A 19932-nucleotide genomic window follows, 5' to 3' on the forward strand; every position below is an offset into this window, starting at 1 on the left:
GACGCCATGCCGAAGATCATCGACCACGACCAGCGGCGACGGGACATCGTCGAGGTGGCCAAGAGCATCATCCTGAAGGGTGGGTTCGAGGCGGCGACCATGCGCAGCATCGCCGCCGAGGCGGGCTTCGCGAACGGTGCGCTGAAGCACTACTTCCCCGGGAAGGAGAGCATCGTCGCGGCGACGTTCGAGACGATCCTCCAGCAGATGTCCGAGGGCGTGCAGGCGGCGGGCGAGGAGCCGGCGTCGGCGGATGCGGCCCTGCAGGGCTTCCTGCAGGCGACGATCCCGCGCGATCGGGAGCAGATCGCCGCGGGGCGCGTGCTGCTCGCCCTCTGGGAGTACGCCATGGCGAACGAGTCCTTGGCGGAGCTGTACCGCGGACATCTGGCCTCCTGGCGCGCCTCGCTCATCGAGCGGATGGAGGCCGCCCGCGACGAGGGGGCGATCCGCGACCAGGACTACGGTCCGCTGGCGGACGAGTACATCTCGGCGGCGGTCGGGGCGACGGTCATCAACCTCATGTACCCGGACGGCGACCGCATCGCCGACTACGAGAACTACATCGACCGGTTCCTCGCGCGGCTGCGCTGAGGATGAGGGGCCGGTCCCGAGAGGACGGCCCGTCATGACCCTCACCCCCGAACCGCCCGTGGTGTTCCTGCACGGCCTCGCCTCGCGCGGCACGCAGGATTGGCCGGAGAGCGAGTGGACGGCGGTGCTCGGCGACCGATCGCGCCGCGTCCTCGACCTGCCGGCGCACGGCGATGCGCCAGGGCTCGGAGCCGTCCCGACCTCCGCCGTGCTCGATGCGCTCGCCGAAGCGATCGGTCCGCACGAGATCGACCTCGTCGGATACTCGCTCGGCGCCCGGCTCGCGTGGGACCTCGCCCGACACCCGGGCGTCGCGGTGCGGCGCCTCGTGCTCGGCGGCCTCAGCGCGGGGGAGCCGTTCGCGCTGGTCGACCTCCCCGCCGCCCGGAGCGCGGTCGGCGGCGGGCCGGCCCCCGTCGACCCGCTGACCGGGATGATCGTGCACATGGCGAGCCTGCCAGGCAACCGTCCGGACGATCTGCTCGACCTCATCGAAGGGCTCGCGACCGAGCCGTTCGCGCCCGAGGCCGGAGCGCCGGCGATGCCGGTGCTGCTGCTGGGCGGTGTCGACGACCCCATGGCCGCGGGCATCGACGAGCTCGCCGCGCGGTTGCCGGACGTCCGCGTGCGGCGCGTACCGGGCGATCACCTCGCGGCACTGCACACCCCCGAGTTCCGCGACGCGGTGCGCGGGTTCCTCGCGGACTGACCTGCGCGACCCACGCCGGGCCTCTTCTTGTTCTTTATTTCCCACGTTCGTAGACATACCGAAAGGCATCCGCCATGACCGACACCCCCACTCCCGAGGCTGCCCGCATCCTCGACATCGCGACCGGCTACATGGCCGCGAAGCAGCTCTTCCAGGCCAGTCGCATCGGCCTGTTCGCCGCCATCGCCGCAGGCGCCGACACGGCCGCGGCGATCGCCGAGCGCTGCGGGGTCAGCGAGCGGATCGCCCGGCTGCTCGCCGACGCCCTCGCCGCGAAGGGGCTCCTCGTCCGGACGGAGGGGCGCTACGCCCTGACCCCCGACGCCTCCGCCTACCTCACGGGGGAGGACGCGGTGATCGACCTCGCCCCGTTCCTCACCTTCCTCGACGAGATCAGCTACCCGCACTGGCTGCAGTTCGCCCACACCGTCGACACGACCGAGCCCGGCGACCTGCAGATGGACGACGCGCGGTGGGGCACGTTCATGGCCGGCGTGATGACCTACAACCGGCTGCACGCGCAGGAGTTCGGCCGCCGCGTCGACCTGGCCGGCGCGACGAAGGCCCTGGACTTCGGCGGTCTCTCCGCCGACTTCGCCCTCGCGGTCATGGCCCGCAACCCCGAACTGCACACCACGTTCGTCTACGCACCCGGATTCGAGGACGGCGTCGCCGAGGCCGTCGCCGCAGCGGGCGTCGCCGATCGTGCCGAGGTGCAGGTCGGCGAGACGGCCACCGCGACGCCGCAGGGCGACTTCGACGCGGTGTTCGCGAACCATGTCATCCACCGCTTCTCGGCCGAGGAGAACGCCCGCATCTTCCGCAACCTCCGTGCGGCCGCCGCTCCGGGTGCGACGCTCACGGTGCTCGACTTCTTCCTCGACGACGACCCGGAGCAGCGCGCGCTGGACGCGCTGCACGCGGGGGAGTATCTCGTGATCGACGGCACGGTCGTGTACCCGGAGGCCGAGGTGCGCTCCTGGCTCGCGGACGCCGGGTGGCAGGTGCAGGACAAGATCGCACTGGCGGGCAGCCCCCGCGTGCTCGTCGCCACGGCGATCTGAGATCCGCCCCGGCGCCGCGACGCGGCGTCGGGGCAGCAGGCTGGTCCGAGGGGGATCAGAGGCGGGCGGCATGCGTGAACATGCCGCCCGCCGTTTTCGTCCGCCCGCTCAGCGTGTGGACCCGCCCGGACGTGCGTCGACGCCTGCGCGCGCGTAGACCGTGCGTCCGTCGACGATCGTGCGGGAGACCGCGATCCCGGCGAAGGGGCGGCCCGGTGTCAGCGGGTCCTCGTCCAGAACCGTGAGGTCGGCCACCTTCCCGACTTCCAGCGAGCCCTTCCAGGCGGAGGCGCCGTCCTGGCGTGCGGCATCGACGGTCAGGGTGCGCAGCAGTCGCGTCCGTGTCCCTCGGTCGTCGCGGAGGCCCGCACCCGTGAGCAGTCCGAGCGAGGCGTCCAGGCCGAGCCGCCAGTCGGGGCTCGCGATGGGGGAGTCGCTCGTCACGGTCGTGAGCGCGCCGGAGCCGAGCATCTCGGCGAGCGGCCAGGCCGCGGCGGTGCGTGCCTCCCCGAGCTGCAGTGCGGCCCAGGAGTGGGTGTGGGCTGCGATCAGTGGCTGCACGGCGAAGCCCGCGCCGATGCGGCTCATACGGGCGATCTGCGCGGGTGTGGCCAGGTCGCCGTGCACGACGTAGTGCGGTGCGGCCGGCGCGGGTGCTCCGGCCAGGTTCTCGAGCACCGCGAGGAACTCCGCGATCGAACGATCGCCCGTCGCGTGCACCGCGATCTGCAGGCCGCGGGCGGCGGCGAGTTCCACCATGCGCCGGAACGCGAAGAGCGCGCCGCGCTCCCCCCGGGTGAGGAGGGCGCCCGTCGTCCCGTCCGGGTACGGCTCCTCGACCCACGCCGTCGCCATCGGGGGGATCCCGTCGGCGAAGATCTTCACGCCGGGGATCGCGAGCCATCGGGCGTCGGTCTCGGGTGCGGACGTGCGGATGCCGCGCTCGAAGTCCTCGAGCGCGCTCTCGCCGTCGATCGTGCCGAACAGCCGGAGGAGGGTGATCCGGGAGGTCTGCGCGCGCTCGCGGTGCAGCTCGACATAGGCGTCGAGCATGTCCGAGCCGAAGCATCCGGTCTCGCCGTCGTCCTCCCCGGGGCCGATGCCCGGTTCGGTGTAGCTGGTGATGCCGAGCTCGGCCAGCAGGCTCCAGGCGCGGCGGAGCGCGGAGCGGCGTTCGGCGGCGGTCGACACGAGTCGTCCGGACGGCTGCTGGTCAGGAGGGGTGTCGGAGAAGAAGAGGTGCGGCCACCGGGCGCCCAACCACGCGCCGTGCAGGTGGGCGTCGTTGATGCCGGGGACGACGGTGCGTCCGTCGAGCTCGATGATCTCGCGCGCCGCGAGCGCCTCGGCCTCGGCGTCGAAGGCGATGATCACCCCGTCCCGCACGGCCAGGGCGCCGGCCACGGCGTCCGCGGGGTCGAGGGTGTGGATGCGACCGCCGCGGATGATCAGATCGGCGTCGTCGCCGTGTAGTGAAGGGCTCATTATTCCACCAGTGTAGACGTAAAGATCGTCCCGAGACGAGAGCGTGAGCCGGGCGATTCGGTGCACCCCGATGCGGCTTGTACCCTGGACTCATCCCCCGAAACACCCGGCAACCTCGTGCGCGCCGGCGACCTCGGCGCGCGCTCACACATGCAAGGACGCAGATGAACGATTCCGCGGCACACCGCGACGACTGGACCGAGAGCGAAGAGCTGGCGGAGCGGATGATCCCGCTCATCGGGGCGCTCCGACGGGAGCACGACGTGGTCACCTCTCTCCACGGGCACCGCCTGCTCGGGCTGTCGGCGACGGGGCTGGTCGAGGTGCACGAGCGCGTCGCGCAGCTCGGACACGAGCGGCTCCCGATCGAGGACACACTGGCGGTGCTGGAGGCGATCCACGCCCTCGCGCCCGGTGCCTCATCCCTCGACGTCGCGCGCCTCGTCGCCGGGCACGCCGAGAGCGGTCAGCCGCTGGAGACCTACCTCGCCGAGGTGCTCGCCCCCGCGATGGGGGCGGTCGCAGCCGAGCCGACCGATGTCGTGCTCTACGGTTTCGGGCGCATCGGCCGACTGCTCGCGCGCATCCTCATCGCGCACACGGGCGGAGGCAGCGGTCTGCGTCTGCGAGCCATCGTCGTCCGACGCGGCGCCGAGAACGACCTCGTCAAGCGCGCCTCCCTGCTCCTGCGCGACTCCGTGCACGGACGCTTCGCCGGCTCCGTCACGGTGGACGAGGAGGCCGAGCAGATCATCGCCAACGGCACCCGCATCCAGGTCATCTACTCCGACGACCCTTCGACGATCGACTACACCGCGTACGACATCAGGGACGCGATCGTGGTCGACAACACCGGACGCTGGCGCGACGAGGAGGGCCTCTCGCAGCACCTGCGCTCGACGGGGGCCGCCCGCGTGCTGCTCACGGCCCCCGGCAAGAGCCCGCTCAAGAACATCGTGCACGGCATCAACGACGACACCATCGCCGACTCCGACCGCATCCTCTCGGCCGCGTCCTGCACAACCAACGCCATCACTCCCGTGCTCGCGGCGATCGATGAGGCGTACGGCGTCGTCAAGGGACACGTCGAGACCGTGCACTCCTTCACGAACGATCAGAACCTGATCGACAACTTCCACAAGGGCGACCGGCGCGGACGCTCGGCGGTGCTCAACATGGTCATCACCGAGACCGGCGCCGCGAAGGCCGTCGCGAAGGCGCTCCCGCAGCTGGAGGGCAAGCTCACGGGCAGCTCCATCCGCGTCCCCACCCCCGACGTGTCGCTCGCGGTGCTGCACCTGACGATCGAGCGACCCGCCACGAAGGACGAGGTCAACGACTACCTGCGCCGCGTCTCGCTGCACTCGAAGCTGCGCCAGCAGATCGATTACGTGGAGAGTCCCGACGTCGTCTCCACCGACTTCGTCGGCTCGCACCGGGCCGGCATCGTCGACGGGCTCGCCACCATCGCCGACGAGGACACCCTCATCCTGTACGTCTGGTACGACAACGAGTTCGGCTACTCGTGCCAGGTGATCCGCGTGCTCGAGGTGATGGCCGGCTCGCACCCGATCGTGCTCCCCGAGCGCCGAGAGGTGACGCTGCGGGGCTGACCCCGCGCGCCGCGTCGGAGGCGCCCGGCATGATGGGGGCATGAAGACCGCGACCCTGCGCGCCGAGCGCCTCCGATCGCACCGTCTGAGCGCGCCGACGCGCACGGCGACCGATGCGGCCGCCCACATGCTCGCCGTGCAGAGCCAGGACTTCACCGCGGGCCGGTGGGCACTCGCGGTCCGCACCCGCGGCGACGTGCGGCTGCGCGATGTCGACCGGGCATTCGACCGGGGCCGGCTCGTGCGGGCCTGGACCATGCGTGGCACGCTGCACACCGTGCGGTCGCGTGATCTCGGCTGGGTGCTGCAGGTCACGGCGGACCGGCAGCGGCAGCAGGCGGCGTCACGGCAGCGGGATCTCGGGATCGACGAGGCGATGATCACCGCCGTCGTGGCGGCCCTCACGCCGAGGCTCCGCGACGGCGGCCTCACCCGCGGGGAGGTGTTCGAGGTCCTGCAGGGCATCGGCATCGACCCGACGGGGCAGCGGGGCATCCACCTGCTCTTCCGGCTCACGATCGACGGGCTGATCTGTCAGGGCCCCGTCGTCCCTCGGGAGGGGATCACGCGGGAGCAGCGCTTCGTCCTGGTCGAGGAGCACATCCGCGAGCACGCCGCCCCCGACGACCCCCTCGGCGAGCTATTCGTCCGGTACATCGACGGTCACGGACCGGCGAGCGTCGCGGACTTCGCCTGGTGGTCGGGACTCACGCTGGGACAGGCGCGCGAGGCTGCGGACCATGCATCCGGTCGTGTCGAGCAGGTCGAGGAGGGGCTCTTCTCCGCCGCCGCTCGTCCGCGACGGACGTCGGCAGCGACAGCAGTCCACGCGCTCGGCGCCTTCGACGAGTACTACATCTCCTACGCCGACCGCACCGCGGTGTGCGCGCCCGAGCATCTGGCGGCCGTCGGCCCCGGCAAGAACGGAATGGTCAGGGCCACGCTCGTTGAGGACGGTCGGGTCATCGGCTGCTGGACGCACGCCGTCGCCCTGCGCGACACTCCGCCGGAACTGTTCGAGGGGCCGCGCGACCCTGCCGCGGTGGACGCCGCCCTCGCCCGTTTCGCGTCCTTCGCCGGAGACTGAGCGGGCGGACCGAGGGGCGGAGGCGATGCCGGACGGCTACTCGCTCGCGTGCCGGCCGAGGAAGTTGTAGACCTCGTTGTCGTCCACGCCGGGGAACGCGCCGCGGGGGAGCGGGGAGAACATGTGCGTGTGCACGCGGGCGCTGGGCCAGGCCTTCCCGTTCCAGCGCTCCGTCAACTCGGTCGAGGGGCGCCGGCAGCACGACTCGTCGGGGCAGGTCGACACGGCCCTGTCGTTCGTCTCGCGTCCCCGCCACCAGCGGGCGTCGTCGAACGGCACGCCGACCGTGACCGAGAACTCCCCGTCCGTCGAGGAGCCGGTCTGCGTCGAGCACCAGAACGTGCCCGACGGGGTGTCGGTGTACTGGTGGTGCTCGACCGTGCGGTTCTGCTGGGTGAACGCGGCGCGGGCCTGGAACTTGCGGCATACCCGCTGGCCCTCGACGGCGCCAGTGACGTCCATCGGCAGTGGCAGGTCGTCGTTCTCGTAGACGCGCGTGATGGCCCCGGTCGAGTCGACGCGCAGGAAGTGCAGCGACATCCCGAGGTGCTGCGTGAGCAGGTTCGTCATGCGCATGCCCGCCGCCTCGTGCGTGACGCCGAAGCCGTCGCGGAAGTCCTCCACCGCGAGGTTGCGGTCCTTCTTCGCCTGCTGCAGGAACGCGACGGACGCCGTCTCCGGCATGAGGCAGCACGCGGCGAAGTAGTTGATCTCCAGGCGCTGCTGCAGGAAGTCGGCGTAGTCGGTGGGCGGGGTGTGACCGAGCAGACGGTGCGCCATGGCCTGCAACGCCATCGAGCGGAGGCCGTGTCCCCCGGGGATCGACGCCGGCGGCAGGTAGATGCGCCCGTTCTCGAGGTCGGTGACCGAGCGGGTGGAGTGCGGGAGGTCGTTGACGTAGATGAGTTCGAAGCCGAGCTTCTCGGCCATGATGCTCACGGTGCGGTGGGTGAGCGCGCCCTGTGTGTGACCGGCGGCCTTGAGCTGCTTCTCGGCGAGACGTTCGATGTCGGGGAGGTAGTTGTTCTGCGCGCGCATCCGCAGGCGCAGCTCGGTGTTGGCACGGCGGGCCTCCTCCGGTGTCGCGATGGCTTCGCGCTCACGGCGCTCCAACTCGCGGTGCAGGCCGAGGATCGACTCGATGGTCTCATCGCTCATGCCCTTGGTGACGCGCACGGGGGCGATGCCGAGCTGTCGGAACAGCGGACTCTCCTGCGCGCGCTCCAGAGCGATCTCGAGCGCGGCTCTCCGGTTCGGCGGCTCTCCCGAGATGAGGTCGGTCACCTCGGTCTTCGTGGCCTGCGCGATCGCCTGCAACAGGGAGAGCTTCGGTTCGCGCTTGCCGTTCTCGATCAAACTCAGCTGCGATCCGGCGACGCCGACCTGCGCGCCGAGTTCGTCGAGGGTGAACCCGTTCTCCAGCCGGTGATGACGGATGCGGTGGCCGAGGGTCGTGAGGTGGATACCGGAGGACGCCATTGTTTGAGTCTAGCGAAAGAACCGCGATTCTTATCATCCGATTTGGCGAAAACTTCGCGCGGACTCCGAAGAAGATGGATGCAACGCCCCCACTTCTAAGGAGCAGTCATGGCCATGGCCGAAGTCCTCACGCCCCGCACGTCCCCCGTCGCCGCGACGCGCACGTTCGGTACCGCGCCGACCTATGACACTCCCGCGATGGCCGAGCTGGCCGCCTGGGTCGAGGAGATCCGGGAGCTGACGCAGCCCGACGCGGTGCACTGGGTGGACGGATCGCGCGCCGAGAACGACTGGCTGCTGCGCGGGCTCGTCGACGAGGGCAAGCTCATCAAGCTCAACCCGGAATGGCGCCCCGGCTCCTACCTGGCTCGCTCGCACCCCAGCGACGTCGCGCGCACCGAGGGTCGCACGTTCATCTCCTCCAAGCGCGAGGAGGACGCCGGCCCCACGAACAACTGGGCCGATCCCGCCGAGATGCACGCCAAGATGGACGAGATCTTCGAGGGCTCGATGCGCGGTCGCACGATGTACGTCGTCCCGTTCTCGATGGGCCGCGTCGGCGGGCCGCTCTCCCACATCGGCGTGCAGATCACCGACAGCGCCTACGCTGTCGCCTCGATCGGCATCATGACGCGCGTCGGCGACGAGGTCACGCGACAGATCGCCGAGGGGGCGCCGTGGGTCAAGACCGTGCACTCGGTCGGGGCGCCGCTGGCTCCGGGTCAGCCCGACGTCGAGTGGCCGTGCAACGACGACAAGTACATCGTGCACTTCCCCGAGACGCTCGAGGTCTACTCCTACGGCTCGGGCTACGGCGGCAACGCGATCCTGGCCAAGAAGTGCTTCGCGCTGCGCATCGCCTCGGTAATCGCCCGCGACGAGGGCTGGCTCGCCGAGCACATGCTGCTTATCCGCGTGATCGACCCGCAGGGCAAGGCGTACCACGTGGCCGCCGCGTTCCCGTCGGCCTGCGGCAAGACGAACCTCGCGATGCTGCGCCCGACGATCCCCGGCTGGAAGGTCGAGACCCTCGGCGACGACATCGCCTGGATCCGCCCCGGCGAGGACGGCCGCCTGTGGGCCATCAACCCCGAGGCCGGCTTCTTCGGCGTCGCGCCGGGAACCGGCGAGTCGACCAACGTCACCGCGGTCGAGACCCTGTGGGGCAACACGATCTTCACCAACGTCGCGCTCCGCCCCGACGGCGACGTGTGGTGGGAGGGCCTGACCGACGAGGCGCCCGCGAACCTGATCGACTGGGAGGGCAACGACTGGACCCCCGAGTCGGGACGCCCTGCCGCGCACCCCAACTCCCGTTTCACGGTGTCGGCGGCCCAGTGCCCGCAGATCTCCGAGGACTGGGAGGAGGCCGTGCCGCTCGACGTGATCCTGTTCGGCGGACGCCGCGCGAGCAACGTGCCGCTCGTCGTCGAGGCCACCGACTGGACGCACGGCGTGTTCCTCGGCTCGAACATCTCCTCGGAGCGCACGGCGGCGGCCGAGGGCACCGTGGGCGAGCTGCGCCGCGACCCCTTCGCGATGCTGCCGTTCTGCGGCTACAACATGGCGGACTACTTCGGCCACTGGCTCTCGGTCGGCCGCGGTCTGCGCTTCGACCGTGCACCGCGGATCTTCCAGGTCAACTGGTTCCGTCGCGGTGCGGACGGCCGCTTCCTGTGGCCCGGGTTCGGCGACAACTCGCGCGTCGTGGACTGGATCATCCGCCGCGTGGCCGGTGACGTGCCCGCGGTCGACAGCCCGATCGGACGCCTGCCGCGCGTGGAGGACCTCAACCTCGACGGGCTCGACCTCCCCGCCGCCGACCTCGACGAGCTGTTCTCGGTCGACGCGGAGGCGTGGAAGACCGAGGCCGACCTCACCGAGGAGTTCTACGACACGTTCGGCGACAAGGTTCCGGCGGCGCTGCGCGCCGAGCTGGCCTCGCTGCGCTACCGCCTCGCGAAGGCGTAGCCCCCAGACCGGTGCCGGTTCGGGGGAGCCGGCACCTTGGGGCCCCGTGCCCCGCAGATCCGCGAAGGCGGGACATCCGAGACGAACCCATGGCTGAGTGGTCTCGGACGTCCCGCCTTCGTGTTGCCGTGCTCTCGCGAGCCCCCGGTTTCACGGCGAAACCCCGCCCTGCGCACGCGCGCAGGGCGGGGTCTCGACGGAAGGCCGGGGTTTCGGCGAGCTGGGGGAGTGCTATGCCAGCAGCTGGTGCCGCGCGAGGTCGCGGTACAGCGGGGTCGACTCCACGAGCTCGGTGTGGGTGCCCTGGCCGACGACGACGCCGTCCTGCAGCACCACGATCAGGTCGCTGTCGACCACCGTCGAGAGGCGGTGGGCGATCACGACGAGCGTTCGATCGGTGGACACGGCGTCGATCGCCTCCCGCATCCGCTGCTCGTTCACGCCGTCGAGCGACGATGTGGACTCGTCCAGCAGCAGGATCGGGGCGTCCGTGAGCAGCGCGCGGGCGATGGCCAGGCGCTGACGCTCGCCTCCGGACAGCATCACGCCGTCCTCGCCGACCGGGGCGTCGATGCCCAGCGGGTTCCGCTCGAGCACGTCGCCGAGGTTCACCGCTCGGAGCACGCGCTCGCAATCCGCGGCAGAGGCATCCGGAGAGGCCAGCCGCAGGTTCTCGGCGAGGGTGCCTGCCAGCGTCGGGGCGTCCTGTTCGACGTAGCCGAAGTGCGCGCGCAGCTCGTCGCGGGGATAGGTGCGCGCATCGTGGCCGTGCAATCGGATGGACCCGCCGGTGGGGTCGTAGAAGCGCTCGATCAGCGACAGGATCGTGCTCTTGCCCGCACCACTGGGCCCGACCAGGGCGACTCTGGCGCCGCGCGGGACCGCGAAGGAGACGCCGCGGAGAACCTCGTGATCCTGCACCGTCGGGGATTCCGCCTCGGCCGACTCGAGGTGGGCGTCCGCGAGCAGGGTCTGCGCGGCCTTCGCCGCCGCCTGGCGGGCTGCTACCACGTTCTCGGGGTAGCGGAAGCGCACGTCGCGGAACTCGAGCGCGGGAGCGTCGGGTGCCGCGGTTTCGCGGGGGAGGGCTGCTGCGATCGCCTGGTCGTCCTGCGTCTCGGTGGGCAGGTCGAGCACCTCCTGGATGCGGCCGAGCGCGCCCAGCGCCTGATTCACGGAGGTGATCGCACCGAAGGTCGTGGCGAGCGGCATCACGAGCAGGAACAGGAACATGATGAACGAGATCAGCGAGGCGATCGTAATCGCTCCGGCGGCGACACGGAACCCGCCGACGCCGAGGACCACGAGCAGCGACAACTGCAGCGCGATGCCGGAGACCGGGACCACGAGCGAGGAGATCTTGGCGATGCGCACGCCGATGCCGTAGGCGTCGGCGGCGAGCTCCGATACGGAGGCGGTCTCGCGCTCCGTCGCTCCGGACGCGCGGATGGTGCGGATCGATCCGACAGCGCGTTCGACACCGGAGGCGAGTTCGCCGACCTTCTCCTGCTGGGCGGTCGAGGCGGTGCGGATCCGGCCGCTGAGCAGCACGACGACGGCGACCGAGACGCCGATCACGACCACGATGAGCAGGAGCAGGACGGGGTCGATCAGCAGCATCGCGATGAGGGCGCCGAGGAAGAGCACGGCGCTGCCGACGGCATCCGCGAGCCCTTGCGTGAGCACGGCGTACAGCAGCGTGGTGTCGGTGCCGACGCGGGAGACGAGGTCTCCCGTGCGGCGTGAGTCGAACTCCGAGGTGGGCAGGTGCAGGATCCGTGCGATGAGCTTGCGACGGCTGGAGTACACCACCGCGGTGCCCGTGCGCTGCAGGAGGTAGTGCTGGAAACCGGAGATGATCGACGACACGATCACGAATCCGACGAGCAGCCAGACGAGGATGCCGATTCCGGTGTCGGACTGCACCGCCTCGATGACCTGCCCGACGAGCAGCGGTTGCACGAGCGACGTCGCAGCGCCGACGACGCTGAGGACCGCGACCACGATGAGGGTGCGCTTGTGCTCGAAGAGGAAGGGGAGGAGCTGGCGGAAGGTGGCGCGGGGGCCTTCGGGCTGTGCGCCACGGCCGCGGCGGCGTGCGGTCGCCGAACCGGACATGGGGGACCTCGATCTGGAGATGGTACTTCGACCGTACTTCGTTCGCGGGGGAATCCTATGGAGGGGCTGTATGGCTCAGGATCGACCGAAGCGGCGGTGCGCGGCCTGCTTGCTGACGCCCAGCGCGCTCGCGATCGCCTGCCACGAGTAACCCTGGTTGCGAGCGCGGCGCACCTGAGCCTCCTCGGCCCGGGCGAGCTCCGTGCGGGCCTCGGTGAGTCGGTGCAGCGCCGCGAGCGGTTCGCCGCCGTCATCCTGGGCGAGAGCAGTGGTGTGTGTCATCGGAGAACCTCCACCGTCAATTTATATTGACGCGGGTTCGAAGTCAACATGGATTGACGAGAAGTTGTCCACAGATCGACCTTCCGCGCATGTGCGTCACATGCGATCCTGGGAGCATGGGACGCATGCTGCAAGTCAGGAACCTCCCGGACGCCGTCCACGCGAAGCTCAAGGAGCGTGCCGCCGCGGAGCGCATGACGCTGTCCGATTATGTGGCGCGGGAACTCGAAGACCTCGTGCGCTACCGCAGCAACGTTCAGGTCATCGCCGCGGCGAGGGAGCGAGCACGCGCAGCCGGCGTCGCGCTATCGCGGACGGACATCCTCACGGCGCGCGACCAGGAGCGGGCGGAGCATGACGGGGCATCCCTCCGGTGAGCGCGCGTGGACCGGTCGTGCTCGATGCCTCCGCCGCGATCGAGGCTCTACTCGGCGAGGAGCCCTGGGTCGGAGGCGAGGACTTCCACGCCCACGCCGGTCTCGACATCGAGGTCGTCTCGGTGCTACGGCGGCAGACGCTTCGCTCGCAGCTTCCCTCCCATGTCGCGCGGGAGGCACTCGATGCCTTCGGGGACCTTCAGATCACGCGGCATCCGCTGCGACGGCTGATCCCGCGCATCTGGACCCTTCGCGATGAGGTGTCCGCGTACGACGCAGGCTACGTCGCCCTCGCCGAGGCGCTCGGACTGCCGCTGCTCACTCGGGACGGTCGCCTGGCGAGAACCGCCTCCCGCTACTGCGAGGTCGTCGTCCTCTGAGGTGCCTTCGCAGACACAAGACGGCGCCCGTGTCCGCAGACACGGGCGCCGTCACTGCGCTGCCTAGAGCTCGACGGCGGACGCGAGACCGAGGTCTTCCTCGTAGTCGTGGTCCTTCGTCTCCGGAGTGAAGATCAGTGCCACGAAGGTCAGCACGGCCATCGCCGACAGGTACAGCCCGACCAACCAGGGCTGGCCACCGACCGCGGCCCACAGCGCCACTGCGATGAACGGGGCGACAGCCGCGCCCAGGATCGACGACACGTTGTAGGCGATCGCCGAGCCGGAGTAGCGCACGTTCGTCGGGAACAACTCGGGCAGCAGCGCGCCCATCGGGCCGAAGGTCGTTCCCATCAGCACGAACCCGAACACGAGGAACGCCTGCGTCAGCGCACCGGTGAACTTCGGGTCGGCCTGCGGCAGCAGGAAGAGGTTGAACGTGAGACCGAACACGATGATGAGTCCCGTGACCCAGAGCAGCAGCTTCCGGCGTCCGATCGCGTCGGCGATGGGGCCGGACAGCAGGGTGAAGACACCGAAGAACACGACGCCGATGATCTGCATCAGCACGAAGTCCGTGTAGCCGAAGCCGAGACCGGGGTAGAACTGCTGCGCGAACACGCTCGGGTCGAACGGCTTGCCCGTCGCCTCGGCGGCAGCCTGGGCGGCGGCGGACGCGGTCTCCAGGTCGGCGGCCTTGGTGCCGTACGTCAGCGTGAAGTTCGTCATCAGGTAGAACAGCACATACGTCGCCAGCATGATGAACGTGCCGAGGATCAGCTGCTTCCAGTGGTGACGGAAGACGGTCGCGAGCGGCAGCTTCCGGATGGTGCCCTTCTCGGCGGCCTTCTTGAACGTGTCCGATTCGACGAGCTTGAGTCGCACCCAGAGGCCGATGATGACCATGACCGCGGAGAAGAGGAACGGCACACGCCAACCCCAGGACAGGAACGCCTCGGACTTGAGGACAGGGTTCTCCGGGTGCGGCAGGGCGAAGTTGATCGCCAGGAACAGGCCGTTCGCGATGATGAACCCCAGCGGGGCGCCCAGCTGCGGGAAGGAGCCGTACCAGGCGCGCTTGCCCTTCGGGGCGTTCTCCGTCGCGACGAGAGCGGCGCCCGACCACTCGCCGCCGAGCGCGAAGCCCTGCGCGAGCCGCAGGACCAGCAGGAGCAGCGGTGCGACCCAGTTGATCTGCTGGAAGGTGGGGAGGAGTCCGATCACGAAGGTCGCGATGCCCATCGTGAGCAGCGACGCGACGAGAGTGGCCTTGCGTCCGAACTTGTCGCCGAAGTGGCCGAACACGACGGCGCCGATCGGTCGGGCGACCATGGCGGCGCCGAACACGGCGAACGACGCCAGCAGCGATGCGGTGTCGTTGTCGCTGGGGAAGAACAGCGTGGGGAACACGAGCACGGCCGCCGTCGCATAGACGTAGAAGTCGTAGAACTCGATGGTGGTGCCGACGAGGCTGGCGGTGATGACGCGCGAACGCGGGTTCGCGGGTGCCGGGGCTGTGGTCATGTCTCTTCTCCGATCGGCCCCGGTATACCAGGGGACTCGGGCGAGTTTACGCCTTCCTGAGTGTTTGCTGTGCGCAATGACGGCCGGTGTCCGCGCGTAGAGTCGGAGTCGACAGGGAGGCACGCCGCGATGACCACACGCATACTGCTGCTGGCCGACACCCACGTCCCGAAGCGTGCGAAGCGGCTGCCGGATGCGGTCCTGCGCGCAGTCGACGACGCCGACCTCGTGGTGCACGCGGGGGATTGGGTCGACGAGGCCACGCTCGATCTGCTCGAGGCGAGGGCCGCGGTGCTGCAGGGCGTGTTCGGCAACAACGACGGCGAGGGGCTTCGCGCACGCCTGCCGGAGGTCGCCCGCTTCACGGTGGAGGACCTCGAGGTGGCGGTCGTGCACGAGACAGGGCCCTCTCTGCGTCGCGAAGCCCGGATGGACGAGGAGTATCCCGGCATCGACCTGCTGGTGTTCGGGCACTCGCACATCCCCTGGGACACACTGGCGCCCTCGGGCATGCGGCTGCTGAACCCCGGCTCGCCGACGGATCGTCGACGCCAGCCGGTCTGCACCATGATGTGGGCGATCGTCGACCGGGCCGTGGTGGACGTCACGCTGGTGTCGCTGCCGTGATCCATCCCCCCGTCTACCGTGCTCCGATGCGCTCCCGCGATGACCGCGTCCCGGACGGGCCGGCGGTGGAACGGGCCCTGGCACTCGGAGTCTGCGGCGTGGGAGGGCGGCTCGACGCGGCGCCCGCATCGTTGACGGAGGCGCTCGCCCTGGTCGACGCCGCCCACGGAGAGCGCGTGGCCCGTCGGCTCGAACGGTTCGCCGCCGCTCCGGACGGCGGGCACGTCTGGACCCGCGACGAGGACGGTCTCCTGTGGCTCGGCAGGCTCGACGGCGCGTGGCGGTACGACATGCGGGCCGCGGCCCACGAGGTCGACCTCGTGCACGTCAGACCCTGTCGCTGGCTGGCCGATCCCGTCCCGCCGCGCGATGTCCCCGGCGCCGTGAGGGCCGCGTTCGCCCGAGGAGGCCGCAACTGGCAGCAGATCCGAGATGTCGAGGTCTCGAGCGCCTCCGTCGCCCTGTGGGAACGCTTCTCTGAGGCGTGACAGCGACGGGGCGCGTCGGCGGTCTTACTCCTCGGTCGCCCCGAGCGCGAGACCGCCGACGAAGCGCGCGACCGGATCGAGCACCTGCTCGAGCTCCAGCACGACGAGGCTGTTCGCGCCGGCCCGGGTGACCGGTTCCGGGACGTAGAGCGTCCGCTGCGGACCGTTCCGCCAGTACCGGCCGAGGAAGAAGCCGTTCATGAACGCGTATCCCTTGCTCCACGCTGCGGTGTCGAGGAAGAGATCGGCAGCGGAATCCAGGGCGAACTCCGCGGTCCAGGCACTCGGCCCGTCTCCGCCGCCGTCCGCGGTCGCGCGCGCGGCGACACCTGCGGCCAGCTCCGCGACGTCCAGCGGAGTGGAGCGCCAGCCCGCCAAGGGAACGCCGTCGAGAGTGATCTCGCCGATCAGCCCCTTCTCCTCGCCGAGCCGGTGGTCGTAGTTCACGCGCCCCTGGTCCTCGACCAGGATGCTGAGCGTTCGTCCCGGGGGAATCCGAAGCGCCCGGTCCTGCCGCGTGCGGGAGAGGGTGCCGACAGGGCGGCCGTCGACGCTCGCCCACGCGAGATCGCGCACCTCGCCGACGAGGAGGAGTCCGCCGTGTTCCGTCGGCAGCTCGACGTCGTACCGGATCAGAGCGCTGCGGTGCCCGAGCGCGTCGAAGGTCTGCGGCAGTGCGGTGCGGGGCTCGATTCCTTCCCCCTCGGTCCACGCCCCTGCCGCGCGGAGGTCCACCTCGAACGCGGGAGCCGCCGGGGCCGCGGCGGGCAGTTCGTCGGGGACCGGTGCGTAGCGGGCGATCACCTCGCGGAAGGCGAAGAACTTCGCCGTCGGGTTTCCCGCCTCGTCGAGCGGGGCGTCGTAGTCGTAGGAGGTGACCAAGGGCAGGTATCGCCCCTTGTCGTTGGCGCCGTTGGTGAGCGCGAAGTTGGTGCCGCCGTGGAACATGTAGATGTTGACGGACGCTCCGGCAGCCAGAAGCGCGTCGAGGTCGGCTGCGGCCGCGTGCACATCCGTGGTGTGGTGCACTCCGCCCCACCAGTCGAACCACCCGTCCCAGAACTCCGAGCACATCAGCGGTCCGGTCGGCTGGTGGCGGCGCAGCGTCGCGAGGCGTTCCGTGCTGCGCGAGCCGAAGGACGCGGTCTTGTGCAGCTCGGGCAGGCTGCCGTCGCGCAGCATCTGATCGACCGGCTGATCGACGGTCGTCAGCGGCACGGTGATCCCGGCATCGCGCGTGACGGCGACGAGGGCTTCGAGGTACGCCTGGTCCGCGCCGTAGGCGCCGTATTCGTTCTCGATCTGCACCAGCACGACGGGTCCGCCGCGCTCGATCTGCCGCGGGGCGACGATGTCGTACACGCGGCGGAGGTACGCGCTCACCTCGGCGAGGAATTCCGGGGCCGAGGAGCGCAGCCCGTCGACACTGCCGGTGAGCCAGACGGGGAGGCCACCGTTGTGCCACTCGGCGCAGATGTAGGGGCCGGGACGGACGATCGCGTCCAGCCCCTCCTCGTGCACGAGATCGAGGAAACGGCCGAGGTCGTTCCATCCGGTCGTGTCCCAGGCGCCCCGCTCCGGCTCATGCGCGTTCCACGCGACATAGGTCTCGATCGTGTTCAGCCCCATCAGCCGGGCCTTGCGGATGCGGTCCTGCCACTGATCGGGGTGCACCCGGAAGTAGTGGATGGCGCCGGAGATCACCTGGTGCGGCTGGCCGTCGCGGAGGAAGTCGGTGTCACCGAGGGAGAAGGAGGTCACGTGTCGTGGTGCTTTCGATGAGGCGGGTCGAGCCGGTCCCGGCACGGGGATCCGGGACCGGCTCTGCCGCGGTCCTACTTGTTGACGGTGAAGCCCTGCGCGTTGCCGTACTCGACCAGCGCGTCCTGCCAGGACACGAGGCCCTCGTTCAGGTCGGTTCCGTTCTGGTACGACTGTCCGACGGTGTCACCGAAGATGCTGTTCGCGTACACCTGGTACGGCAGGTAGCTCCAGCCCTCGACCACGTCGTCCGCGGCGGCGGCCAGCACCTCGTTGATCTTCTGCCCACCGAAGTACTCCGGGGCCTCGGCGAGGAACTCGTCACTGGAAAGCTCGGCGGTCGTGGACGGGAAGCCGCCCGACTCGAGGAAGATCGAGATGCTCTCCTCGGAGTTGTTCAGCCACCACAGGAATCCGGCAGTCAGCTCCGGGTTCTTGCTCTGCTTGGTGACCGCCTGACCGCCGCCGCCGTTCTCCGCCGTCGCAGGGGAGCCGTCGTAGGTGGGCATCGGTGCCACGCGCCAGTCGCCGGAGCCGTCAGGGGCTCCCGAGATGAGGTTGCCGGGCATCCAGGCGCCGATCACGAGGCTGGCGAGGCTGCCGTCGCCCAGGGCGCGGAACCACTCGTCGCTCCAGCTGCCGTAGGGGGCGAGCAGGTCGTCCTCGACGAGGCGGTTCCAGTTCTCGGTCCACTTCTTCGAGCCGTCGTCCTGCAGATCGATCGTGACGTCGGTGCCCGAGGTCTCGAACGGCTTGCCGCCGGCCTGCCAGATCATCGAGGTGGCGAAGCCCGCATCTCCCGTGTCGTTGGTGATGTAGGCATCCGGGTTCGCCGCGTGGATCGCCTTCGCGGCCTCGTAGTACTCGTCCCAGGTGGTGGGCACGGCGACGCCCGCGGCGTCGAACACGGTCTTGTTGTAGAACAGCGCCATGGGGCCCGAGTCCTGCGGCAGGCCGTAGATCGCATCGCCGTCGCTCACCGAGTTCCATGTCGAGGCGGTGTAGTCGTCCTCGAAATCGGCGAACCCGTACTGCGAAAGGTCGGTGAACGCATCCGTCAGAGCGAACTGCGGGAAGGCGTAGTACTCGATCTGCACGACGTCGGGGGCGCCGGAGCCCGCCTTGATCGCGTTCTGCAGCTTCGTGTACTCCTCGTTGTTCGTGCCGGCGTTCACGAGGTTCACGGTGACGTTCGGGTACTCCTTCTCGAAGGCCTCGACCTGAGCCTCAGCCGACGGCGTCCACGACCAGTACGTGATCTCGCCGCCCTTCTCGAGCGCGGCCTCGACGGAGTCGAACGAACCGGAGCCCGTGCTGCCGTCGGAGCCGGCGTCGCCACCGGTGCTGCATCCGGCCAGCGTCAGCGCTGCCACGGTGCCAGCGGCCAGCACCGCGAAGGTGCGCCGGGTCGATGAGGGAAGGTGCTTCATTGCTGTGTCCTTTCGGGAGGTGCGGCCCAGCGTCGGGTCGCGGGGGTGATGCAGAGGATGCGGGGAGTCACTGCTTGACGCTCCCCGCGGTGAGCCCTGACTGCCAGAAGCGCTGCAGCAGCAGGAAGGCGATGACGATCGGGACGATCGTGAGGAGCGAGCCCATGATCACGAGGTTGTAGATCGGCTGGGATCCGGCGCCGACGGCCTGGGCGCTCCACTGGTTCAGTCCGACGGTGAGCGGATACCAGGCGGGATCGGACAGCATGATCAGCGGCAGGAAGTAGTTGTTCCAGGTCGCCACGACCGTGAACAGCGCGACCGTCACGATGCCCGGGGCGAGCAGCCTCATCGAGATCGTGAAGAAGGTGCGGAACTCGCCGGCGCCGTCGATGCGCGCGGCCTCGAGCAGCTCCGTCGGCACGGATTCCGACGCGAACACCCAGATCAGATACAGGCCGAACGGGCTGATGAGCGAGGGGATGATGACGGCCCAGGGGGTGTTCGTCAGACCCAGCTCGCTGAACAGCAGGAACGTCGGCACGGCGAGGGCTGTGCCCGGCACCGCCACCGCGCCGAGGACGACGGCGAACACCGCGCGGCGTCCGGGGAACCGGAACTTCGCGAGGCCGTATCCGGCCATGGTGGCCAGCAGCGTGGCCCCTCCGGCGCCCACGACGACGTACAGCAGGGTGTTGCCGAGCCAGCGCAGGAAGATGCCGTCGCGGTAGGAGAACGTGGCCACGAGGTTGTCGAAGAAGGCGAAGTCGTCGGCGAACCACAGTCCGAACGAGCTGAACAGTCCCGCCTGCGTCTTGGTCGAGCTGAACAGCAGCCAGACCAGGGGGACGAGCGTGTACAGCGCGTACACGATCATCACGATCAGCAGCGTGTTCGACTTCCGCGGATTCATCGGGTCGTGGCGTCGGCGGGAGGGGCGGGC

Annotated in this window: 18 protein-coding genes; 10 read left to right on the top strand and 8 right to left on the bottom strand. The window is 69.8% G+C overall.

Translation table 11 applies throughout. The features are described 5' to 3' along the window. The first annotated feature begins 6 nt into the window (after positions 1–6). The 3 genes from CSX12_RS05300 (at position 7) to CSX12_RS05310 (ending at position 2367) form a co-directional block, all read left to right on the top strand. Positions 7–594, top strand: coding sequence for a TetR/AcrR family transcriptional regulator (locus tag CSX12_RS05300; RefSeq protein ID WP_017204003.1), 588 nt, complete (start codon positions 7–9; stop codon positions 592–594). Between the two features lie 34 nt (positions 595–628). After that, positions 629–1303, top strand: coding sequence for an alpha/beta hydrolase (locus tag CSX12_RS05305; protein ID WP_124895092.1), 675 nt, complete (start codon positions 629–631; stop codon positions 1301–1303). A gap of 74 nt (positions 1304–1377) precedes the next feature. Continuing rightward, positions 1378–2367: a methyltransferase dimerization domain-containing protein gene (locus tag CSX12_RS05310; protein ID WP_124895093.1), complete on the top strand. Its 990-nt coding sequence runs from the start codon at positions 1378–1380 to the stop codon at positions 2365–2367. 108 nt (positions 2368–2475) lie between these two features. Here CSX12_RS05310 and CSX12_RS05315 read toward each other — a convergent pair whose 3' ends face one another. Further along, complete coding sequence (locus CSX12_RS05315; RefSeq protein WP_124895094.1) at positions 2476–3852, bottom strand: amidohydrolase family protein; 1377 nt, start codon at positions 3850–3852, stop codon at positions 2476–2478. Between the two features lie 164 nt (positions 3853–4016). Here CSX12_RS05315 and CSX12_RS05320 point away from each other — a divergent pair, with 164 nt between their 5' ends. Then, positions 4017–5465: a glyceraldehyde-3-phosphate dehydrogenase gene (locus tag CSX12_RS05320; protein ID WP_124895095.1), complete on the top strand. Its 1449-nt coding sequence runs from the start codon at positions 4017–4019 to the stop codon at positions 5463–5465. A gap of 40 nt (positions 5466–5505) precedes the next feature. Then, positions 5506–6552: a winged helix DNA-binding domain-containing protein gene (locus CSX12_RS05325; protein WP_124895096.1), complete on the top strand. Its 1047-nt coding sequence runs from the start codon at positions 5506–5508 to the stop codon at positions 6550–6552. A gap of 36 nt (positions 6553–6588) precedes the next feature. Here CSX12_RS05325 and CSX12_RS05330 read toward each other — a convergent pair whose 3' ends face one another. After that, positions 6589–8031, bottom strand: a complete 1443-nt coding sequence (locus CSX12_RS05330) for a helix-turn-helix transcriptional regulator (protein ID WP_124895097.1) — start codon at positions 8029–8031, stop codon at positions 6589–6591. Between the two features lie 108 nt (positions 8032–8139). Here CSX12_RS05330 and CSX12_RS05335 point away from each other — a divergent pair, with 108 nt between their 5' ends. Continuing rightward, positions 8140–10002: a phosphoenolpyruvate carboxykinase (GTP) gene (locus CSX12_RS05335; protein WP_124895098.1), complete on the top strand. Its 1863-nt coding sequence runs from the start codon at positions 8140–8142 to the stop codon at positions 10000–10002. Positions 10003–10233: 231 nt separating this feature from the next. Here the strand turns inward: CSX12_RS05335 and CSX12_RS05340 are convergent, their stop codons facing one another. Together CSX12_RS05340 and CSX12_RS05345 are read right to left on the bottom strand one after the other, a co-directional pair. After that, a complete protein-coding gene (locus CSX12_RS05340; RefSeq protein WP_124895099.1) occupies positions 10234–12120 on the bottom strand; it encodes an ABC transporter ATP-binding protein in 1887 nt (628 codons plus the stop codon). A 75-nt stretch (positions 12121–12195) separates the two neighbouring features. Then, positions 12196–12402 (bottom strand): hypothetical protein, encoded by a 207-nt coding sequence (locus tag CSX12_RS05345; RefSeq protein ID WP_017203994.1) that lies wholly within the window; start codon positions 12400–12402, stop codon positions 12196–12198. Between the two features lie 125 nt (positions 12403–12527). Between CSX12_RS05345 and CSX12_RS05350 the strand changes: the two genes are divergently transcribed. Continuing rightward, positions 12528–12779: a hypothetical protein gene (locus CSX12_RS05350; protein WP_124895100.1), complete on the top strand. Its 252-nt coding sequence runs from the start codon at positions 12528–12530 to the stop codon at positions 12777–12779. Further along, entirely contained in the window at positions 12776–13159 is a 384-nt protein-coding gene (locus CSX12_RS05355) for a type II toxin-antitoxin system VapC family toxin (RefSeq protein ID WP_017203992.1), read from the top strand. The genes CSX12_RS05350 and CSX12_RS05355 overlap by 4 nt, the downstream gene beginning before the upstream one ends. A 63-nt stretch (positions 13160–13222) precedes the next feature. On the opposite strand, the gene CSX12_RS05360 is transcribed toward CSX12_RS05355, so the two are convergent. Then, positions 13223–14683 carry an MFS transporter gene (locus CSX12_RS05360; protein WP_017203990.1) on the bottom strand — a complete coding sequence of 487 codons (1461 nt, stop codon included), beginning with the start codon at positions 14681–14683 and terminating at the stop codon, positions 13223–13225. A gap of 129 nt (positions 14684–14812) precedes the next feature. Between CSX12_RS05360 and CSX12_RS05365 the strand changes: the two genes are divergently transcribed. Both CSX12_RS05365 and CSX12_RS05370 read left to right on the top strand, forming a co-directional pair. Then, positions 14813–15310 (top strand): metallophosphoesterase, encoded by a 498-nt coding sequence (locus tag CSX12_RS05365; RefSeq protein ID WP_124895101.1) that lies wholly within the window; start codon positions 14813–14815, stop codon positions 15308–15310. Between the two features lie 26 nt (positions 15311–15336). Next, complete coding sequence (locus CSX12_RS05370) at positions 15337–15798, top strand: GAF domain-containing protein (protein ID WP_124895102.1); 462 nt, start codon at positions 15337–15339, stop codon at positions 15796–15798. Positions 15799–15822: 24 nt separating this feature from the next. Here CSX12_RS05370 and CSX12_RS05375 read toward each other — a convergent pair whose 3' ends face one another. The 3 genes from CSX12_RS05375 to CSX12_RS05385 form a co-directional block, all read right to left on the bottom strand. Continuing rightward, positions 15823–17559 (bottom strand): beta-galactosidase family protein, encoded by a 1737-nt coding sequence (locus CSX12_RS05375; RefSeq protein WP_124895103.1) that lies wholly within the window; start codon positions 17557–17559, stop codon positions 15823–15825. A 74-nt stretch (positions 17560–17633) separates the two neighbouring features. Next, positions 17634–18989 carry a sugar ABC transporter substrate-binding protein gene (locus CSX12_RS05380; protein ID WP_124895104.1) on the bottom strand — a complete coding sequence of 452 codons (1356 nt, stop codon included), beginning with the start codon at positions 18987–18989 and terminating at the stop codon, positions 17634–17636. A gap of 67 nt (positions 18990–19056) precedes the next feature. Continuing rightward, positions 19057–19902, bottom strand: a complete 846-nt coding sequence (locus CSX12_RS05385) for a carbohydrate ABC transporter permease (protein WP_017203985.1) — start codon at positions 19900–19902, stop codon at positions 19057–19059. Positions 19903–19932: the final 30 nt, after the last annotated feature.

Source organism: Microbacterium sp. Y-01 (genome assembly GCF_003856715.1).
Classification (GTDB): domain Bacteria; phylum Actinomycetota; class Actinomycetes; order Actinomycetales; family Microbacteriaceae; genus Microbacterium; species Microbacterium algeriense.

Excerpts from the sequence above, each read along its gene's own strand:
- CSX12_RS05300 (WP_017204003.1), top strand. The coding sequence starts at position 7 with ATGCCGAAGATCATCGACCACGACCAGCGGCGACGGGACATCGTCGAG.
- CSX12_RS05305 (WP_124895092.1), top strand. The coding sequence starts at position 629 with ATGACCCTCACCCCCGAACCGCCCGTGGTGTTCCTGCACGGCCTCGCC.
- CSX12_RS05310 (WP_124895093.1), top strand. The coding sequence starts at position 1,378 with ATGACCGACACCCCCACTCCCGAGGCTGCCCGCATCCTCGACATCGCG.
- CSX12_RS05315 (WP_124895094.1), bottom strand. The coding sequence starts at position 3,852 with ATGAGCCCTTCACTACACGGCGACGACGCCGATCTGATCATCCGCGGC.
- CSX12_RS05320 (WP_124895095.1), top strand. The coding sequence starts at position 4,017 with ATGAACGATTCCGCGGCACACCGCGACGACTGGACCGAGAGCGAAGAG.
- CSX12_RS05325 (WP_124895096.1), top strand. The coding sequence starts at position 5,506 with ATGAAGACCGCGACCCTGCGCGCCGAGCGCCTCCGATCGCACCGTCTG.
- CSX12_RS05330 (WP_124895097.1), bottom strand. The coding sequence starts at position 8,031 with ATGGCGTCCTCCGGTATCCACCTCACGACCCTCGGCCACCGCATCCGT.
- CSX12_RS05335 (WP_124895098.1), top strand. The coding sequence starts at position 8,140 with ATGGCCATGGCCGAAGTCCTCACGCCCCGCACGTCCCCCGTCGCCGCG.
- CSX12_RS05340 (WP_124895099.1), bottom strand. The coding sequence starts at position 12,120 with ATGTCCGGTTCGGCGACCGCACGCCGCCGCGGCCGTGGCGCACAGCCC.
- CSX12_RS05345 (WP_017203994.1), bottom strand. The coding sequence starts at position 12,402 with ATGACACACACCACTGCTCTCGCCCAGGATGACGGCGGCGAACCGCTC.
- CSX12_RS05350 (WP_124895100.1), top strand. The coding sequence starts at position 12,528 with ATGCTGCAAGTCAGGAACCTCCCGGACGCCGTCCACGCGAAGCTCAAG.
- CSX12_RS05360 (WP_017203990.1), bottom strand. The coding sequence starts at position 14,683 with ATGACCACAGCCCCGGCACCCGCGAACCCGCGTTCGCGCGTCATCACC.
- CSX12_RS05365 (WP_124895101.1), top strand. The coding sequence starts at position 14,813 with ATGACCACACGCATACTGCTGCTGGCCGACACCCACGTCCCGAAGCGT.
- CSX12_RS05370 (WP_124895102.1), top strand. The coding sequence starts at position 15,337 with ATGCGCTCCCGCGATGACCGCGTCCCGGACGGGCCGGCGGTGGAACGG.
- CSX12_RS05380 (WP_124895104.1), bottom strand. The coding sequence starts at position 18,989 with ATGAAGCACCTTCCCTCATCGACCCGGCGCACCTTCGCGGTGCTGGCC.
- CSX12_RS05385 (WP_017203985.1), bottom strand. The coding sequence starts at position 19,902 with ATGAATCCGCGGAAGTCGAACACGCTGCTGATCGTGATGATCGTGTAC.